The sequence below is a fragment of the Pseudoalteromonas sp. S1608 genome, from assembly GCF_005887265.1.
GTDB lineage: Bacteria > Pseudomonadota > Gammaproteobacteria > Enterobacterales > Alteromonadaceae > Pseudoalteromonas > Pseudoalteromonas undina.
Genome location: NZ_PNDK01000025.1, coordinates 19,910 through 38,631 on the forward strand (window position 1 = coordinate 19,910; position 18,722 = coordinate 38,631).

At 41.1% G+C, this 18,722-nt stretch carries 18 protein-coding genes; 5 read left to right on the forward strand and 13 right to left on the reverse strand.

Annotated elements, in window-relative coordinates:
* Positions 1–4: 4 nt before the first annotated feature.
* The 3 genes from CWB75_RS11440 to CWB75_RS11450 are packed head-to-tail and all read right to left on the reverse strand — an operon-like array spanning position 5 to position 4,645.
* Positions 5–1,072, reverse strand: coding sequence for an efflux RND transporter periplasmic adaptor subunit (locus CWB75_RS11440; protein ID WP_138570686.1), 1,068 nt, complete (start codon positions 1,070–1,072; stop codon positions 5–7).
* Positions 1,062–4,337 (reverse strand): efflux RND transporter permease subunit, encoded by a 3,276-nt coding sequence (locus CWB75_RS11445; protein WP_138570687.1) that lies wholly within the window; start codon positions 4,335–4,337, stop codon positions 1,062–1,064. The genes CWB75_RS11440 and CWB75_RS11445 overlap by 11 nt, the downstream gene beginning before the upstream one ends.
* Before the next feature lie 5 nt (positions 4,338–4,342).
* Complete coding sequence (locus CWB75_RS11450; RefSeq protein WP_010392476.1) at positions 4,343–4,645, reverse strand: ArsR/SmtB family transcription factor; 303 nt, start codon at positions 4,643–4,645, stop codon at positions 4,343–4,345.
* A gap of 129 nt (positions 4,646–4,774) precedes the next feature.
* Here CWB75_RS11450 and CWB75_RS11455 point away from each other — a divergent pair, with 129 nt between their 5' ends.
* The 3 genes from CWB75_RS11455 to CWB75_RS11465 all read left to right on the forward strand — a co-directional run bounded on the left by CWB75_RS11455 (position 4,775) and on the right by CWB75_RS11465 (position 7,170).
* Entirely contained in the window at positions 4,775–4,963 is a 189-nt protein-coding gene (locus tag CWB75_RS11455) for a YgaP family membrane protein (RefSeq protein WP_010392474.1), read from the forward strand.
* A gap of 5 nt (positions 4,964–4,968) precedes the next feature.
* Positions 4,969–5,313 (forward strand): rhodanese-like domain-containing protein, encoded by a 345-nt coding sequence (locus CWB75_RS11460; RefSeq protein WP_138570688.1) that lies wholly within the window; start codon positions 4,969–4,971, stop codon positions 5,311–5,313.
* 78 nt (positions 5,314–5,391) lie between these two features.
* Positions 5,392–7,170, forward strand: a complete 1,779-nt coding sequence (locus CWB75_RS11465) for an alkaline phosphatase D family protein (RefSeq protein ID WP_138570689.1) — start codon at positions 5,392–5,394, stop codon at positions 7,168–7,170.
* Positions 7,171–7,261: 91 nt separating this feature from the next.
* Here CWB75_RS11465 and CWB75_RS11470 read toward each other — a convergent pair whose 3' ends face one another.
* The 4 genes from CWB75_RS11470 to CWB75_RS11485 form a co-directional block, all read right to left on the reverse strand.
* A complete protein-coding gene (locus CWB75_RS11470; RefSeq protein ID WP_138570690.1) occupies positions 7,262–7,804 on the reverse strand; it encodes a PH domain-containing protein in 543 nt (180 codons plus the stop codon).
* 77 nt (positions 7,805–7,881) lie between these two features.
* Positions 7,882–8,499: a LysE family translocator gene (locus CWB75_RS11475; RefSeq protein WP_055012716.1), complete on the reverse strand. Its 618-nt coding sequence runs from the start codon at positions 8,497–8,499 to the stop codon at positions 7,882–7,884.
* 9 nt (positions 8,500–8,508) lie between these two features.
* On the reverse strand, positions 8,509–8,691 hold the full coding sequence (locus CWB75_RS11480) for a hypothetical protein (protein ID WP_008467291.1): 183 nt from the start codon (positions 8,689–8,691) through the stop codon (positions 8,509–8,511).
* Positions 8,692–8,705: 14 nt separating this feature from the next.
* Positions 8,706–9,104, reverse strand: a complete 399-nt coding sequence (locus CWB75_RS11485; protein WP_010392463.1) for a DUF3224 domain-containing protein — start codon at positions 9,102–9,104, stop codon at positions 8,706–8,708.
* Between the two features lie 88 nt (positions 9,105–9,192).
* Between CWB75_RS11485 and CWB75_RS11490 the strand changes: the two genes are divergently transcribed.
* On the forward strand, positions 9,193–10,971 hold the full coding sequence (locus tag CWB75_RS11490) for an ABC transporter transmembrane domain-containing protein (RefSeq protein WP_075170794.1): 1,779 nt from the start codon (positions 9,193–9,195) through the stop codon (positions 10,969–10,971).
* A 14-nt stretch (positions 10,972–10,985) separates the two neighbouring features.
* On the opposite strand, the gene CWB75_RS11495 is transcribed toward CWB75_RS11490, so the two are convergent.
* Together CWB75_RS11495 and CWB75_RS11500 are read right to left on the reverse strand one after the other, a co-directional pair.
* Entirely contained in the window at positions 10,986–11,651 is a 666-nt protein-coding gene (locus CWB75_RS11495) for a hypothetical protein (protein ID WP_138570691.1), read from the reverse strand.
* Between the two features lie 95 nt (positions 11,652–11,746).
* On the reverse strand, positions 11,747–12,379 hold the full coding sequence (locus tag CWB75_RS11500; protein WP_138570692.1) for a YiaD family glycine zipper/OmpA-like lipoprotein: 633 nt from the start codon (positions 12,377–12,379) through the stop codon (positions 11,747–11,749).
* Positions 12,380–12,563: 184 nt separating this feature from the next.
* Here CWB75_RS11500 and chrA point away from each other — a divergent pair, with 184 nt between their 5' ends.
* Entirely contained in the window at positions 12,564–13,715 is a 1,152-nt protein-coding gene (chrA, locus tag CWB75_RS11505; protein WP_138570693.1) for a chromate efflux transporter, read from the forward strand.
* On the opposite strand, the gene CWB75_RS11510 is transcribed toward chrA, so the two are convergent.
* The 4 genes from CWB75_RS11510 to speA form a co-directional block, all read right to left on the reverse strand.
* Positions 13,675–14,934 (reverse strand): mechanosensitive ion channel family protein, encoded by a 1,260-nt coding sequence (locus CWB75_RS11510; RefSeq protein ID WP_138570694.1) that lies wholly within the window; start codon positions 14,932–14,934, stop codon positions 13,675–13,677. The genes chrA and CWB75_RS11510 overlap by 41 nt on opposite strands.
* Positions 14,931–15,851 (reverse strand): 1-acylglycerol-3-phosphate O-acyltransferase, YihG family, encoded by a 921-nt coding sequence (yihG, locus tag CWB75_RS11515; RefSeq protein ID WP_138570695.1) that lies wholly within the window; start codon positions 15,849–15,851, stop codon positions 14,931–14,933. Before yihG (CWB75_RS11515) ends, CWB75_RS11510 begins: the two co-directional genes overlap by 4 nt.
* 17 nt (positions 15,852–15,868) lie before the next feature.
* A complete protein-coding gene (yihG, locus tag CWB75_RS11520; protein WP_138570696.1) occupies positions 15,869–16,741 on the reverse strand; it encodes a 1-acylglycerol-3-phosphate O-acyltransferase, YihG family in 873 nt (290 codons plus the stop codon).
* 61 nt (positions 16,742–16,802) lie between these two features.
* Entirely contained in the window at positions 16,803–18,683 is a 1,881-nt protein-coding gene (gene speA, locus CWB75_RS11525; protein WP_055012723.1) for a biosynthetic arginine decarboxylase, read from the reverse strand.
* Positions 18,684–18,722: the final 39 nt, after the last annotated feature.

Below are 18,722 nucleotides of genomic sequence, written 5' to 3' on the forward strand. Positions count from 1 at the left end.
CTGGTTATTTAGTTATTGGTTGATAATCCACTGCTATTTTATCGCCAGCCTTAAGGCCCGTAATAACATGTTGCTGATTATCAAACTGCTCACCTAAGCGTACAAAACGACGCTCAATTTTGTCTGCATTAATGACATACATCATACTAAGCTGTCCAAAATCATGGATCCAACGAGGGTTTACCAGTACACCTTGGGTGCTTTCAAACGGTAAATGCAATTGTGCATATAACCCAGGGATCATCCCTGGCTGTGGTTCAATTTCTAGTCGTATAAGTAAGCTACGTGCAGCGTTATCAACAACAGGTATAATTTCACTGATATTGGCAGCTGTTGTCATATCGAGCGAAGGTAAACTCACGTTTAAACGATCGCCTAATTTAAGCCTTACTGCTTGTTGCTCTCGTACATTAAAGGCAAGTTGAAGTTGCTTTGGATTGTAAAGCGTTAACAACGGTATGCCAGGTGTAGCTGTATCGCCAGGTTCAGCTAAACGCTCAACAACGACACCAGATATAGGGGCTTTAATTTGCGTGTAGTTAAGTGATACTTGCGCCTGGGTTTGCTGCTGCTTTGCTCCAGCTAAGTTGGCAGTTAAGTTATCAAATTTTGCTTTAGCATCATCAAGCTCACTCACTGGTACTAACCCTTTTGCCTGTAACTCAGTTACTCTAATAAGTTGCTTTTTAGCTTGGTTTAATGAGGCTTGCACCGCATTAATATTTGCCTCACTTTGTGCCAGCATCGCTTTAAAGTCATCTTGCTTAAGGGTGATCAATAAGTCACCTTGATTAACTTTATCACCGGCACGTACTTTGAATTGCTTTACTTGTGCCATTACATTTGACGAAATTTGGGTGTTTTGTTTCGCAATTACACTCCCCGGTACATGCTCTGTTCGCGAAATAGTTTGCAGCTCAACAGTGACCACCTCACCTTGATATTGAGTAACTGGCATCTCTTTTAACCCTGCAGGTTGTTTATCACTAAAGCTACCGGCCATGTATAGCACTGCTACAATAACTACAACCAATGCACTGATTGCGCCTAAAACTTTTGATTTACCCTGCATGTGCTTCTTCCTCTGGGTTTGTAAACACTAAATAATAAACAAGCGGTACAACAAATAACGAAAATACGGTAGACGCCACGATGCCAAAAATAATTGCTATGGCTAATCCGCTAAATACTGGATCAAGTGTGATCACTAAGTTACCTAACAAAGTAGTTCCGGCGGTTAATAATACTGGGCGCATTCGTACCGCCCCTGCAGCAATAAGTGCCTCTTTTATTGCCATCCCCTGAGTTCGTGCTTGGTTAATAAATTCGACTAAAATAAGTGAGTTACGAACGACAATACCTGCTAAGGCAATCATGCCTATCATCGCAGTAGCGGTAAATAATACCGGCTCAGGAGCCCCCGCTATGGTGCGTTCACCAAATTGATTGAGTAACCAAAACCCAGGCATAATACCAATCACAGTTAATGGAATGGCCGACATAATAATCAGCGACAAACTAACAGATTGAGTTTGAATGCGTAAAATAATAAATATAGCACTGAGCGCAAAGGCAAAAGCAATGCCCATATCCCTGAACACATCAATGGTGATACGCCACTCACCTTCACCACTAAAGTTAACATCAGTTCCTTGCGGTAATTGCCATGGCGCGGTTCCGCCATTATTAAAAAAGTGCCGTGTTAACCATACGCTTTTTTCAAACCCATGATCACTTACGTTTAAATCGGCATTTACATCCGCAATAATCTCTGCAGGCGTGCGTCCATTTAGTTCCGCCATCACATAAATAACGTCACGCTGATCTTTACGCATTAGTGTGTCGGCCACGTTTAATGGTTTAAACTCTCCCAGCTCTGAAAGCGATACTAAAGGCCTTGGTGCACTTGTTATACCTAACTCATTACTGGTTTTAGCTAAGTCCCTATCCCCTCTTACTTGCAGCGCAAGTAATTGTGAAAGCTGATTACGTTCGCTATAAGGCAATTGTAATTGTATTGGAATCGGCTGAGTTTCATTGCTTACATACAACACACCAACCTGTTGCCCCTGCGAAGCAATACTGAGTGTTTGTGCAATATTTTGGGTAGCAACAGCACTGAGCGCTGCTTTGGTCTTATCCGTAATAAAACGCTGTAATGGCGCAGAAGCAACCAAAGAGGTATCAACCTCAACAACATGAGGCTCTTGGCGTAAACGTGCAACAACATTTTGAGCTGCCTGCCTGTGGGTATGCTTATCAACAAAGGGGTCACGATACACTTCAGCAACTAAAGTGCTCAATACCGGTGGCCCAGGTGGTACCTCGACCACTTTGATAACAATGCCATTTTTTGCTAAAGGAGCAAGTTGTTCGCGTAGCCGCATAACCACACCATGCGATTGATGATCTCGTGCTGATTTATCCACCAGCAATACTCTGAGCTCTGCTAAGTTAGCGGCTTCACGGCGATAATAACCACGCACCATGCCATTAAAATCCATACTGGAGGGCTGCCCAATATATGCGGCTATTTCACTTACTTCATTTAACTGCCATGTGAGGGTTTGAATCTGCTTAGTAAATGCAGCCGTGCTCTCTAGACTAGTACCCTCTGGCATATCTATAAGTACTTGCAGCTCATTTTTATTATCAAAAGGCAGGAGCTTTAATGGCACCAAGCGCATCACGGGTAACATGGCGCTGATAATAAACAATCCTAACGTTATCCATAGCACCCATTTAGCTCGCCCTTTTGAGGCAAGTAATGGACTGAGTAGTCTTTGGTATAAACCCGCTTTAGGTTCAAGATCAGGTTGTTCTAAGGTGTTTGGTTTAAGCAATTTCATTGCCAGCCAAGGAGTGACAAAAAAAGCTACCAAAGTAGACACCATGACACTAATGGGCACGTTAAACGCCATGGGTGCCATGTATGGCCCCATCATTCCGGTAATAAACGCCAGTGGAATAAACGCCACCATAATGGTGAGTGTAGACATAAGCAAGGCATTTCGAATTTCGCTCATTGCGCCAACAACATGTTGTTTTTTATCGCCTTTATTATTTATAAAGCGACTAATATTATCAATCCCCGTGATAGGGTCGTCTACCAGTAAGCCTAATGATAAAATAAGCGCAAATAAGGTCACCCGATTAATGGTGTAACCAAATGCAAAATCTAATGAGAGTGTAATGCCATAACAAATAGGAACCGCCAGCCCAACCACTACGGCAGGACGCCAACCTAAAAACACGCCAACAAATATCACCACAGTAAACACTGCAAACACTAAACTTGATGTGAGGTTATTTACTTTTTCATTCGCAGTTTGGCCATAATCTCTAAGTACTGTATAGCTAACTTCTGGTGGCAGTAAGGTATTTGCAAGTTCATTCATCGTGGTATGAACATCATTTGCAACAGCAACCGCATTAGTCCCTGTTTGCTTGGCTACGCTTAAAGTAACCATAGGCAGCTGCTGCTGATCAGTAGATTGCGCTAACCATTGGTAATGCTCAGTTTCACTAGGGCCATCGCTGACTGTTGCAATGTCCATCAAGTAAACACTTTTACCATTAACCACATTAACAACTAATTGCTCTACCGCTGATTGTGTTCTTAGTACATCACCTGCCTGAATTGCAATTTGCTGCTGATTATCAACCACACTCCCTACTTGGGTGAGTTGGTTTGATACATTTAATGCGTAAAAAACATCGTTTACCGTGGTTTGATGGGCAGCCAGTGCGCTGGCATTTAAATTGATGATAAGAGTACGCGTACGCCCCGAAATTACTTTAACTTCACTGGTATGCTCAATGCGTTGTAAACTATTAGCAATTTCGTTAGCAAAACGAGTTAGTTCATAATCACCATAGAGTTGCGGGTCTTTACTGTAGAGGCCTAACATCACAATAGGCACGTCATCTACTTCTATTGGACGAATTTGCCAACTTTCGATCACCGATGCCATTGTATGCTGATAACTATTTAATTTTGCATAGGTATCTAAAATAGCTTGTTCGCGGTTGTGCCCTACTTCAAAACGCAGCGTAACCACTGTACTGTTAGTTTGTGTGGTTGAGTAAATATGCTCAACTTCCACCAGCTGAGCCAGTAACTTCTCGAGCGGTTGTGTTACTAACCTAGTGACTTCAGGCGCCTCAACGTTAGGTGCTGATACATAAATATCGAGCATGGGCACAGTAATTTGCGGCTCTTCTTCTCGAGGTGTTTGATTTAGTGCAAATACCCCAAGTAACAAAGACATCACAAAAATAACAATCGGAATGCGACCACTTAAACTACTTTTTACCGCATTGTCTATTAAGCTCATTGCACTTAGCCCTTACAAAATAACCCATACAAGGTACCAAGCAAAACGACCGCATTTTCATCAATGACACGATAATAAATGGTTTGGCTCTCGCGGCGCGTAGCCACAATGTTTGCTTTACGTAGCGCTGCTAGGTGCTGAGATAACGCAGACTGCGCTAATGGCACGGCTTCATTAAGCTGTGATACGCTCATTTCGGAATCTTGCAAAGAACATAAAATCATTAAGCGATTTTTATTGGCTAAAATTTTTAATAACTGCTCAGCTTGTTCTACATTGCCGGCCATGGCAGTAAAGTCAATATTCATATTATGCTCTTATTCTAAAATAGAGCCTGAGTATAGGACGTTAGATTAGAAAAGTCTAATATTAGATTTTACTAATATAGATATATCTAATATAGTGGCTGTACTGAACTAAATAACTGGCCTACTATAATGAAACTAAACAATGCACTCAGATTAATCGCTGGCATAATGATTATTGTGTCGCTCTTATTACAAACTTATCATGATCCTAAGTGGATTTACTTTACAGCTTTTATCGCAGTAAACTTAATTCAATCAGCTTTTACTAGCTGGTGCCCAATGATCACTCTATTACGCAAACTTGGCTTTAAGGAATAAACACCATGCTAACCCCTATTCCAGATTTACTAAAAATTATTACCCCTAATCAGCGCCGTATTGATGCCGAACAAGCAAAGAAAGAACTTGAGCAAAATAAAGGCTTACTGATTGATGTGCGTGAACCCGCTGAACATGCCACCAAAGCAGCTACTGGCGCAATTAACATTCCACGCGGGTTACTTGAAATGAAACTTATGGAAATAGAAAAAGACGCAGCCCGTCCTATTTACTTACATTGCGCTAGTGGCGCGCGTGCAACATTAAGTGCTGAAGCGCTGACCCGAGTGGGCTACGAAAACGTCACAGTTATTACTTGTAAAGCTGAGCAAATTTGCCAAGTATTTTAATATAACTGGCATCACAACTTCATATAAAAGTCATACTGGTCGGATAAGCTCGTACTTTTGAATTAACGGTACAGAGTAATGACGTTTACACGAAGAAGTTTTTTAAAGGCCTCGGCGGCAGGATTTGGTGTTGCTGTTATATCATTAGGGTTAACAGGTTGTCGGTTTGACGACGATGATGATTTCATTGAGATTAGCTTTGATCATGGCGTTGCCAGTGGCGATCCGCTAGCAGATAGCCTAATTTTATGGACTCGTGTAACACCAAAAGATCCAGCTACCAGCAGCATTAAAGTGCAATGGCAAGCCGCGACAGACGAAAACTTTAGTGCGATTAGTCACGATGGCGAAGCTTATATAAGTGCAGCCACAGACTTTACCCTTAAAGTGGACTTACAAGGTCTAGACGCTAATACCAATTACTACTACCGCTTTATTTCTAACGGCAAAACCTCCCCTATTGGCTCAGGTAAAACATTACCAACAGGCAATATTGATAAAGTAAAGCTGGCAGTTGTGTCGTGCGCCAATTATCCTGCTGGCTTTTTTCATGTTTATGGTGAAATAGCAAAGCAACCTGACTTAGATGCGGTACTCCATTTAGGCGATTACATATACGAATATGGAAATAATGGCTACGCTACTGAAGACGCAAGTAGCTTAGGTCGTTTACTACCTGAAGATAACAGCAATGAAATTATTAGCTTAACTGACTATCGTAAACGCTATGCCCACTACCGCACCGATAGCAATTTACAAGCAGCTCACAGTAATTGCGCCTTTATAACAATATGGGACGACCATGAGGTTACTAATGATACTTGGCGTGAAGGTGCAGAAAACCATAATGACGGTGAAAGTGAATTTAGCGAACGTAAACTACATGCCCTACAAGCCTACTTTGAATGGATGCCTTTACGTAATGTAGCTGATAAAGAACGTATTTATCGTCGTTTTGAATTTGGTAATTTAGTGTCGCTATACATGCTAGATACCCGTGTGCTCGCGCGTGATGAACAATTAAGCTACGGTGATTTTGATTTAACCAGCGCACAAGGACAAAGCGATTTTGTTAGTGCTGTTAGTTCACCCACACGCGCATTACTGGGTAGTGAACAACTAACCTGGCTCACCGATGGTATGACAACCTCAAGTTCAAAATGGCAAGTACTTGGCCAACAAGTGTTAATGACCAAGATGCACTTGCCGTTTGAAGTGCTACAGCTTTTAGTGAGCCTGCAGGTAAGCCAAGCAAATGGTGCTGACACTGGTGCCCTGCTTGCTCAAGCATCAGCATTATTTGCTGAGCTGGCACAAATTAAAGGCCGCATTCTAGCCGGTGATCCAACAGTAACTGATGCAGAACGTGCGCGTGTTGATACCACCGCACCTTACAATTTAGATGCCTGGGACGGCTACGCCTATGAGCGTGAGGTACTGCTTGGTACAGCTATTGCTGCACAAAAAAACTTAGTAGTGTTAGCCGGCGATACTCACAATGGTTGGGCTGGGCAATTAAAAACTGATGCGAGCAATCCAATAGCCGCATCACAAAATGCGGGAGTTGAGTTTGCCACCTCTTCAGTGTCTTCGCCAGGTCTTGAAAAATACTTAGCACTAAATACACAGGGCCCTGAAGTTACGGCACAAATGGAGCAAGTAATCCCATTATTGGTTAATGATCTTATCTATAACAACTTAGTCGATAGAGGTTACTTAACCGTGACCTTCACTCAAGAACAAGCAAGCGCTAAGTGGAATTACGTAAGTAGCATCAAAACTACCTCTTATGAAATGCAAGCCGAGCGCAGTAAAGAATTACGTATGCTAGCAGGTCAGCCTATAATACAAGGGTAAATTACTGCAGACATGAAAAAACCAATCTAAGGCTCATAACTTCTTTAGATTGGTTTAATAAAAATAACCTGTTTTCAAAGAGAGCTGTTGGTTACTTTTTCTCATCCAATAAAGTAACTAACATTTGCTCGATATTTTTTACACTGTAGGCCAGCGAGCGAATAAGTTCGACTTGGCTTTGTGGCTCGTCTTGTTTTACTTGAACGGGTTGTTCTGCCGTGAGGTTATCTTTTTGAGTCAAAATGGCTTCACGAAATTCACTGGCATCAACTACCCCAAGTAACGATACCAACGCACCATGTCCCGACTGCCCTGCTGTTTCAAAACTTAACCGGTATAGACCAAACATGCGCATTAGCGGCCCCTGACTCAACCCGACATCAGTGATTTTTTCTAGTGGAATCGATTTTTCTTCTTTAAATAAAATACCGCGCTTCACCACTAGCTTGCGCTCTAGTAAATCGGCCGACATAGCGGCTAATACTCGACTTGCGACTAACCACACTAAAAGTAATACAACGGGTAAAAGCACAATAGTTACAACTGGAAAAAGGCTAAATATTGCAGCTAAACACATCCAGTACTGTTTGACTTTGTTATCAAAAGTAGCACTTTTTAAAATTATATTAGACATCGTTTTATCACTTTTAAATTATAGTTTTTTTAAGTTACATTAATTACCAACTGTACGCAATTCAATCAATTTGATAGTTAAAATCCAATAACTACTTTAATCGCAAGCGCGATAAATACCGCACCTAACAGCCTATCTAACCAGATATTTTGCTTAGTAAAACCAAAGCGCTTTTTAGACACCTCAGTAAGTAAAGCCACCAATAAATACCAGCCTGTATCTATCACAAAAACCGTTAAGCACATAATAACGCCAATATTTAAAGTAAGGTTCTCTGGGTCGATAAATTGTGAAAATAACGCCAAAAAGAAAATTGCTAGTTTGGGGTTTAAAAATGCAATGGCAAAGCCATCTTGTAACGCCTTAGAGCTGCTCATGTCGCTTTGCTGAATGTTTAGCTCGCTGTCGTTGGGCTTTGAAAATAGTATTTTCAAACCTAAATATGCTAAATAGGCTGCCCCTAAATACACTAAAAATTGGTACACAGTAGGAAATTGCAACATCAATGCACCTAATCCCAACAGTGAAGCTGCGGCATATAAGCCCACTCCAAAACCATGACTTAACGCTGCCAGCATGCCATTTTTCATGCCACCGCTTAAGCTATGTTTTAATACCACAGCTAAACTGGGCCCGGGAGACATCGCCCCCATCATGCACACCAGTGCTAAGCTCAACCATAATGATAACGCCATTAGTAACCCTTATATTTCTTCATTTTCAATAAGTAATGCATAACCATGCACTTGCCCATAAAAGCCTGTCAATGGCACTGCGTTTATTACTTTCCAGCCATCTTGGTTTAATTCCAGTATGCGATCATTTAGTGCGACTATATCTACCCCACCCAAAAAACGGGCCTTTCTGAATTCGATTACTTTTTGCATTATAAATACCTGCTTTATAGACTGTATTTAAAATCATAATGGTGAATACCTTGCTCTATGCGTATCGCCATACTGCCTGTTAATCCTGCGAGCTCATCAGTGCCTGAGTCGGGCACCACTTTTAAAATTAAGCTGTCTTGGCCTTTGTCCATAGTACCAAAATGCTGCAGTACAAAACTGCCTTTCTTGCCCTCAAGCTCGCCTATCACTTGCTCTATTGCAACATAACCAGCGCTGCCTTGGGTGGGAGTCATGGCGCTAAGCATTTCGCCTTGGCTAGTTGCCGTTAAGCTGCCAGTAAATTGTTTATCAATCGACATCCGACCTAAATTAACGCCTTGCTGTCCATGTGCATACCCTTCTATAGGCGCTAAAGTAACGGTAAACTCGCCTGTTATCTGTTTAGTTGTCATAATTTTTCCCTATTGATGATTTTTAATACTATTGATTTTTAATCTATTGATGCCATATCTATACCTTAATCATCAATAAGAATCTACTATGCCTACAGACAAGCCTGCTTCAGATAAAGCCGCCTTTAGCGCTTTATTCCCTATATTCAATTTTATTAAGCCTTATAAATGGGTGGTTTTAGGGGCTCTAGTAGCATTACTTGCCACCGCAGGGGTTAATTTATCGCTAGGTCAAGGCGTTAAGTTTGTGATTGATCATGGCTTTATTGCCGGCTCGCAAGCGCAATTACAACAAGCTGTTTTGGTATTAATTGGCTTGATCAGTTTATTGGCAGTGGGTACATTCAGCCGATTTTATTTAATGTCGTGGATTGGCGAGCGAGTCAGTAATGACATTAGAAAAGCTGTATTCAATCGTATTGTTACCTTGCATCCGAGTTACTTTGAAGAAAATCGCAGCGGCGAGCTGATGTCGCGACTCACCACCGACACTACCTTATTACAATCTATTATCGGCTCATCATTTTCTATGGCGCTGCGAAGCGCGCTAATGTTAGTCGGTGGTTTAATTATGCTACTTGTTACTAATTTAAAGCTTACCTTAGTCGTCGTGGCCTGCGTCCCTTTAGTACTGGTGCCTATGTTAGTTTTTGGTAAAAAGGTACGCAAACTTGCAAGTTCTAGCCAAGATGCGATTGCAGATATCAGCACCTACGCGGGTGAGATCATTCAAAACATAAAAGTGGTACAGAGTTATAGCCATGAGCAGCAAGAGCAATCTGCTTTTGCTAATGAAACCGAAAAGGCCTTCAATGTTGCCAAAAGCCGCATTAAACAGCGCTCGTTTTTAATTGCAGCAGTTATTTTTCTTACCTTTAGTGCTATTAGTGCCATGCTCTGGGTAGGCGGTAGTGATGTGCTCGCAGGCACTATGACGGGCGGTGAACTCGGTGCTTTTGTGTTTTATGCCATTATGGTGGCCATGTCGGTAGCAACCGTTGCTGAGGTTTATGGTGAACTACAACGTGCCGCAGGGGCAGCTGCCCGACTGCTTGAACTGCTCGCCGTTAAAAGTAAAATACAAAATCCTGAAATTCCACAAGATGATCAGTTACATGCAACAACAAGTAACAGTGCAATTTCACTTGAAGGTATTAGTTTTAATTACCCTTCTCGCCCAGATGTAAGCGCATTAAATAATATCAGCTTAAATATTGAAACAGGTAAAACCGTGGCTATTGTTGGCCCTTCAGGTGCCGGTAAAACCACCTTGTTTGAACTGTTACAGCGTTTTTATGACCCTGCTAGCGGAGCGATTAAGTTTCATAATATAAATATTAAACAGTTGTCGTTAAACACCTTACGCAACAAAATGGGGATGGTGGCACAAAACCCGATTTTATTTAGCTCTGATGTTATGCATAACATTCGCTATGGCAACCAAAGCGCCAGTGACGAGCAAGTTTATGCAGCCGCTAAACATGCCCATGCCGATGAATTTATAAAACAGTTACCACAAGGCTATAACAGCTTCTTAGGTGAGCAAGGTGTAAGGCTATCGGGTGGGCAAAAGCAACGTATTGTTCTTGCTCGCGCCATTTTAAAAGACCCAGAGATACTGCTACTTGATGAGGCTACCAGCGCGCTTGATGCGCAAAGCGAGCATCATGTTCAGGCCGCACTTGAACACTTAATGCAAAATAGAACAACGCTGATTATTGCCCATAGACTGGCCACGGTAAAACATGCCGATATGATTGTAGTAATGGAAAATGGCGAAATAAAAGCTACAGGCACTCATCAGCAATTAATGGCAAGTAACCCTTTGTATCAAAAACTATGTGAATTACAGTTTAATTTAGATTGATTGCATTTTAGTTGCTACTTCTTTTTAAGCCATTTATTCATTGCGGTATCGTAAGCCTCAGTTAGCTTAGTTTTATCGCACTTTACACCAGCTATGTAACTTTCGGGCAAGTCATTTTTTGGCATAACCCCTGCACCAACGGATACCTTTCTAAAACAGCTATCACCTCGTCGATAAGTGGTAAATTGCATATTTTGCTGCTCTATTTTTAATAGTGACTTTACCTTGCCTGCATGCTCTTTTGAAACTGTAATACGCTTTTTCTGAGGGTCACTCTTTGCAGTATCAGAATAGCCAGTTTGTTGCTGTAAAATACTGTTGAGTCCTTTGTTTAAATCGATCTTTTTATAAGGCTTTAAAATTACAGGCTGAGTATTTTCCGTGGTGGTATTTAGCGGCTTAGTCGTTTTCTCTGTTTTTTTATAATTAATATTTAGTGGTTTTGATTGGGTTGCATTAATAGGCTCAATAGATTTAATTTCTGTATGTTTATTTGTATGAGCGCGTTGTTGAGGGACTTGTTGTGTTGCTTTAATTTTAGCTGGCACACTTACCATATAAGCTTTAATGGGGGTTGATTGCGGTGGTTTTATGTCAGGTGCTTTTAATGTGGCAACAAAAAGCAAAACTAATCCGTGTAAACATATTGATAAAATAATTGCCGTGCGCCACGCTGCCATAAATATGTCCTTACCGAAGAACTATTTGTGACAGCTAACGCAGGCAAAAGTGCCATTAAAATATGCAAAACCACGCATTTGCGCGGTTTTAGCTATTAACCTTGTGTATTAGGCACTATTTGAATTTCGACGCGGCGGTTTTGCGCGCGACCATTCGCGGTATCGTTAGTGGCAATTGGACGTGATTCACCAAAGCCGCTCGTGCTTACTCGTGCAGCCATAATTTGTTGGTTTACCAAGTAATTTTTTACGCTTTGTGCACGCTGCTTTGAAAGAGTCATGTTGTAACTATCTTTGCCCGTGCTGTCGGTGTGGCCTTCAACACTTAAGTAGGTTTTTTCGTATTTATTCATTACACTTGCTATCGCATTTAGAGTGTCATGAAAGCCCGATGAAATATAAGATTGATCAGTCGCAAACGTAATATTAGAGGGCATCACTAAGCGTAAGTTATCACCTTCACGTACCACTTCAACTCCCGAACCTGCTAGTTCATCACGAAAAGCAGCTTCTTGTTTATCCATGTAATCACCTACAGCTGCCCCCGCTAGCGCACCAATAGCTGCACCAATAAAAATACGTTTATCTTTGTGGTTACCTGTCGCCTTACCTAAAATCCCTCCTGCTGCGGCACCAATCGCGGCGCCTTTACCTGTGTTATTCATTTCACAGCCAGAAAGTAATACAGCAACTACAGTGACACTTAAAAGTGATTTAGTTAACGTCATGGTGATTTCCTATTCATTTAGAATTTATTGTTGCAATTATGCAAACATTTGTATGAACCAAAAATGAAGAGTAACGTAAAACACATATTATTACTTACTTCATACGGACCAATGATAGCGCTTCATAAAAATGTCATACTTATTTGTGACAATTTAATGATTTATCAAAAAGGCGATGGCCACTATGTTAATTGCGATTTTTAGGCAGTTTTTTTTGCTTGGCTGCATGAGTTTTGGCGGCCCTGCCGCCCATTTAGGTTACTTTAAACATCACTTTGTTGATTCGCTGCGCTGGTTAAGTATCAGTCGCTATTCACAGCTAATAAGCCTCAGCCAAGCTCTGCCTGGCCCTGGCTCTAGTCAGGTTAGCTTTGCAATTGGAGTAGAGCGTGCAGGTGTACTCGGTGGCATCACCGCATTTATTGGTTTTACCTTGCCTTCTTTTTTAATAATGACACTGCTTGCTATTAGTGCTCACCAATTTGACGCCGTTTATTTTGCTGTGATCACCGGATTGAAGCTCTTTGCTGTAGTGATTGTTGCCGATGCGACCCTTAGTATGGCCAAAAGCTTTTGCAGCAACCTAATCCTTAAGCTAATTGCAGTTATAAGCACCCTAACTCTTGTTCTACTGCCGATGTTAGGTACACAAATTATTATTTTACTTATTGCAGCCGCAGTCGGCGCTATCTGGCCACTCTTAAAATTAAGTGATTTATCACAGCAAACTAGCAGTGATCAGGGGAAAGTTAACTGGGTTGCACTTAGTTTATTTGCGCTACTGCTTGGAGTTAGCTTTATTCCAATAGGGCAAGAATTTGCGTTATTTGCGCCTTTTTACCAAGCTGGTGCTATGGTATTTGGTGGCGGGCATGTTGTGTTGCCAGTACTTCAAGCGGGTGTGCCAACGTTAAGTGATGATCAATTTTTAACGGCTTACGCCAGTGCTCAGGCTATACCTGGGCCTATGTTTACAATAGCCACCTACTTAGGCGCGCAGCTAAATACCGAGCAGCCAATAATGGGCGCAGTTATAGCTACATTATTGATATTTACCCCAGGGTTTTTACTGATGTTGGCATTTCAGAAAAGCTGGATTAATTTAGCCAGTAAGCCCCGCTTTGCCAGCTCAATTGCCGCGCTTAATGCCGCCGTGGTTGGTTTTTTAGCTGCAGCATTGTATTCGCCCATTTGGACTTCAGCTATTAATAGTGTGTGGCATATTGCATTAGTGATTGCTGCATTTGCGTGGCTACGTATGAAAAAGCCACCTATTTGGTGGCTATTACTACTGTTTATTGGTGCTGGCCTTGGACAGCATTATTGGGCACTTTAATACTAGGTTTGCCCGCCATATTCACCCCGTCAGCTGGGCTTAACTGCCCACTGACACTTTGATAAGCGCGCAGTCCAAACACCGGTAATACGGCCAGTAAATGATCCATAATTTCAGCTTGTAAATGCTCGTACGATATCCAACGTTTGTCTTCACTAAAGCAGTAAAACTCAATCGGGAGGCCATGGTTAAGCGGTTGTAGTTCACGCACCATGAGTGTGAGCGAGGTATTGATTTTACTGTGTTGTTTTAAGTAACCCTCTGCATAGCGACGAAATAACCCTAAGTTAGACACCGGATCGGGAAGTGTGCCTAGTCGAATATATTCTTGCAGTGGTATTGCCGCTTCTATTTGCGCTTTAAAGTCATCATCAACTAAAAAGATGCTGTTCATATCAATGTTTAAAGAACGTTTAATACGTCGCCCACCAGATTCTTGCATACCGCGCCAGTTTTTAAATGAACCGGCCACCAGCATATAAGTGGGTATAGTCGTTATGGTGTTGTCCCAGTTACGCACTTTTACAGTATTAAGTCCTAAATCAATTACTTCGCCATCGGCGCCGTAGTTATCTACTTGGATCCAGTCCCCATAGGTCACTAAACGATTAGCGGCAATTTGAATGCTGGCGACAAAACCTAATATGGTGTCTTTAAATACTAATAAAGTAACAGCGGCGATCGCACCAAAACCAGAGAGAATATAAGTCGGCGATTTTTCAAGCACAATACTAACAATTAATATTGAACACACAATAAAGGTGATCAGCTTAACCACTTGAATTAGCCCTTGAATAGGCACTTCGCGGGCAAAATCTAATTGGTTATAAATAGCGCCAGCAATGCTCACTATGCTGCTAATAATAAAGCCTATATAGATAATTAATAATGCTTGGCCAATGGTTTTAAGGATCTCTTGGGCAATTGCATTAACGGGATAAATACTGTCAAATGTGGCTAAAAAAAGTACACAACATAGCAAGCAGGCAACTCGTTTATTGAGCTTAGTCAACATAGGTGACAATGAACCAATACGCTCAGGCGAGAGTTTAGTCACCACCTTTTGAATACCCGGTAACATTAAGCGACGCGTAAATAAGTAAACAAATAATAAAGAAAGGATGCCAATGGATGAGGCCGTGATTGCACTGAGAAAAAAAGCATCGGGGACTTTTTCAAACCAAGGAGTAATTAGCTCCTGTAGGTGTGTTTTGGTCATGGTATTTCAATTTCCTTACTGGGAGTTAATTCAGTACTAGCTTGCTGAATATGAAGAGCGCTTAATTGCTTATCTTTTTTTGTCCATAAATTATTTAAATATTGCTGAAACTCGGCTCTAAATGCGTGATCTGTTTGGTAACTGCCAATCATCTGTGTATTTATTGGCATCACCTCAATTGTAATATTAATAGACTCTAGTTCGCCTTTTAAAATATTACGACACACATGATCTGACTTACCGCTATACACTAAACTAGTGTTAAGCATAGCGTCAAATTGCTCGTTTAAAACTTCTAAGGCAAAAGCAGTTCCACCAGCCTTAGGCTTTAATAAATGCTGAAAAGGGCTTTGTTGATGCTTATGCTTTTGCGCAGTAAAACGTGTACCTTCTACAAAATTAACTATGGTTGTAGGATGATGACGAAAGTTACGGCAACTGCGCTTAGTGCGCTCGACATCTAAGCCTTTTAAATTGGGATTTTTAGCCAATTGCGCTTTGCTCACCCGTTTCATAAAGGGCATACCCATTGCCCACGCACCAGTGCCTATAAATGGCACGTACTTAAGCTCATCTTTTAAAAAAAACTTAGGAGCTGGTAATGCATTTAATGAGCTTAATACCGCAATATCAAGCCAGCTAATATGATTACTGATTAGCAAATACCAACTATTGGCATTTACTTCCCCACTAATATTAACTTTAATATCATTACAGCCTAGCCACAGTCCTAAGCGGTTACCTTTACACCACCCCTTGTACGCACCGTGTAATAATTTACTTACTACGGGTATGGGCAAAACCAATTTAACTAACCCTAGGATAAGTACTAATGCGCCAAATATTATTAAATTAGCAAATAAAACACAGCCAACAATTAAGCCATTTAACCAATTAGGTAACCATTTTTTTAGCATAACTGTCAGCTCATTTTTTATTTTTGTTTTAAATTAACGAGCGTCTGGTTTTTTTCTTCCCACACGCGATTTAATTCCGTTTGAAAACGGACTCTAAAGTCCGGATCATTAGTGTAATCACCAATTAAGTCGTCACTAACGCCTTTTACTTCAACATGTACATCAATGTGTTTTACTTTACCGGCTGCAAAATCCATAAAAGTAGGAATGCCCTCAGGGTAATGAATAGTGACATTTACCACCTTAGAAATTTGCTCACCCATAGCTTGCATTACAAACGCCACACCACCCGCTTTCGGTTTAAGTAAGTGAGGAAACGGGCTATTTTGGCGCGCATGCTTTTGCGCTGTAAAACGCGTACCTTCAACAAAGTTAACCACACTAACCGGCATTTCTTTAAATTTTTCACACGCTTTACGGGTAGTTTCTAGATCTTTACCACGCAACTTGGGGTTCTTTTTTAATTGGCTTTTACTGGTGCGGGTCATAAAAGGGAAGTCGAGCGCCCACCAACATAAACCTAAAACAGGCACGTAAATTAACTCTTTTTTCAAAAAGAAGTTTAAAAAAGGTATTTTGCGGTTAAACACTCGTTGTAACACTAAAATATCCACCCAGCTTTGGTGGTTCGCGATAACTAGGTACCAATCTTTCAATTTTAGCTCTTCTAGACCGGTTACATTTAGCTTTGTTGGCGTTAATAACGTTTGATTTAGCGTGTTAAACGTCACCCAAATAGAGGCACATTGCTTGGCTGTCCAGCTCATTAATTTTTGAAGTCCCTTAATTGGGATTAGCTTAACGATGCCACAAATAAAAATAGGCACAAACCAAAAAAGAGTGTTTATTGTGTAAAAGAAAATACTAAATACACTGCGAATAACTGACATTACTTCTATTCCTTTAAACATCGCGCAACCACAAATGACCGCGCTTAACTATGCAACTAAATTAATCTTCAAAATAGGTGTAGCCTTCAAGCCCTGCATTAAGCTCGGCTAAGTAACCTTCTTTACAGTGCTCTGATACATCAAGTTTATTAATCTGAGTGGCAAAGTTATCAGCTAATAATTCGCTATCATAATCAACAAATTTTAATACATCCTTAACGCTGTCACCTTTAATGGCATTGGTTAATACATATCCTTGCTCATTAAGCTCAACATGAACTGAATCGGTATCACCAAATAGGTTATGTAAGTCACCTAAAATCTCTTGGTATGCCCCTACCATAAACATCGCAATATGATACTGCTGACCTTGTGTATATTCAGGAATAGGTAAACTGGTTTCAATTCCTGCACCTTCAACGTACTCACGTATTTGCCCGTCAGAATCACAAGTAATGTCTTGGATAATAGCGCGCTGAGTAAGCGGCTGCGTTAGGTTTTCGATGGGCATAACCGGAAATAACTGCTGAATGCCCCACACATCGGGTAACGACTGAAATAATGAAAAATTCACAAACAGTTTATCGGCTAGTTTTTCGTTTAAATCATCCAGCACTTCGCGGTGAGCTCGTGCATTAGAGCTTAATGAAGCTCGAACGCGATGTAAAATAGTAAAGTAAAGCTGCTCTATTTTCGCCCACTCTAGCATGCTCACTAAACCATGTACGTATTGATCGTGTGCTTCACTAAATAAGTGCATTGCATCATGATAAATCTCTAATGCCATACGCGGGTTCAAACGTTGTAAACACTGCCACATTTCATCCAATACTAAGGCACTGTTTTTAACAGGTGGTTCTGGGTTTAAATGATTTGGCGCTTTTTCAACATCAATCACATCGGTAATAAGCACCGCATGATGTGCAGTAAGAGCACGGCCAGATTCGGTAATAATTGCAGGGTGAGCTAAGTTATGTTGGTCGCACACCTCGGCAAATGCATTTACTACATTACGCGCATATTCTTCGACTGTGTAGTTCATTGAGCAAGCACTACGTGAGCCTGAACCTTCGTAGTCAACGCCAAGCCCGCCACCCACATCAACAGTATTGAGCGGTACACCGTATTGAGTTAATTCAGCAAAATGGCGAGCACACTCGCGCAAAGCACGATGAATATCGCGAATATTGGCAATTTGAGAACCAATATGAAAATGTACCATCTGCATTAAATGCAACTTGTTATGTTGCTTGAGCACTTCCACTGCACTGAGTACTTGTCCTGCAGTTAAGCCAAACTTACCTTTTTCACCACCGGTATTTTGCCATTTACCTTTACCAACCGAATTTAAGCGAATGCGAATACCAATAGCAGGCTCAATACCTAAATTATCAATTTCTTCCAGCAGTGTGGTTAGCTCAGAGAGTTTTTCAACCACAATTTTAACGCTGTGCCCCATTGCTTGACCAATACAGGCTAAACGTAAAAACTCACTGTCTTTGTAGCCGTTACATACAATTGTAATAGGCTCTTTTGCTACACCTAAAATTGCCATTAGTTCAGGTTTAGAACCGGCTTCAAGCCCCACTAAACCACTTGGGTGTGCTAAAAGCTTACTTACTACAGAACGCTGTTGATTTACTTTTATAGGGTAAACACAGGTGTATTTACCATTATATTCACGGTTAGTGCGCGCTTGAGTAAACGCATTGGTGAGCGTATCTACACGGTTTTTTAAAATATCGGTAAAGCGCACCAATACTGGTAAGGTTAATCCTTGCTGTTTAAATTGCTCAGTAAGCTGACTTAAAGAAATGGCAGGTTTTGTTTGGTCGCCATCCGGATAGGCTATCAATTCACCTTGTGCGTTAATATCAAAATAACCATCGCTCCAATGAGCAACATTGTATGTAGCACGTGCTGTTTCTAAACCCCAAGTCATGGCAACTCTTCTTTATTAAATTAGGTGTAAAGGGGCATT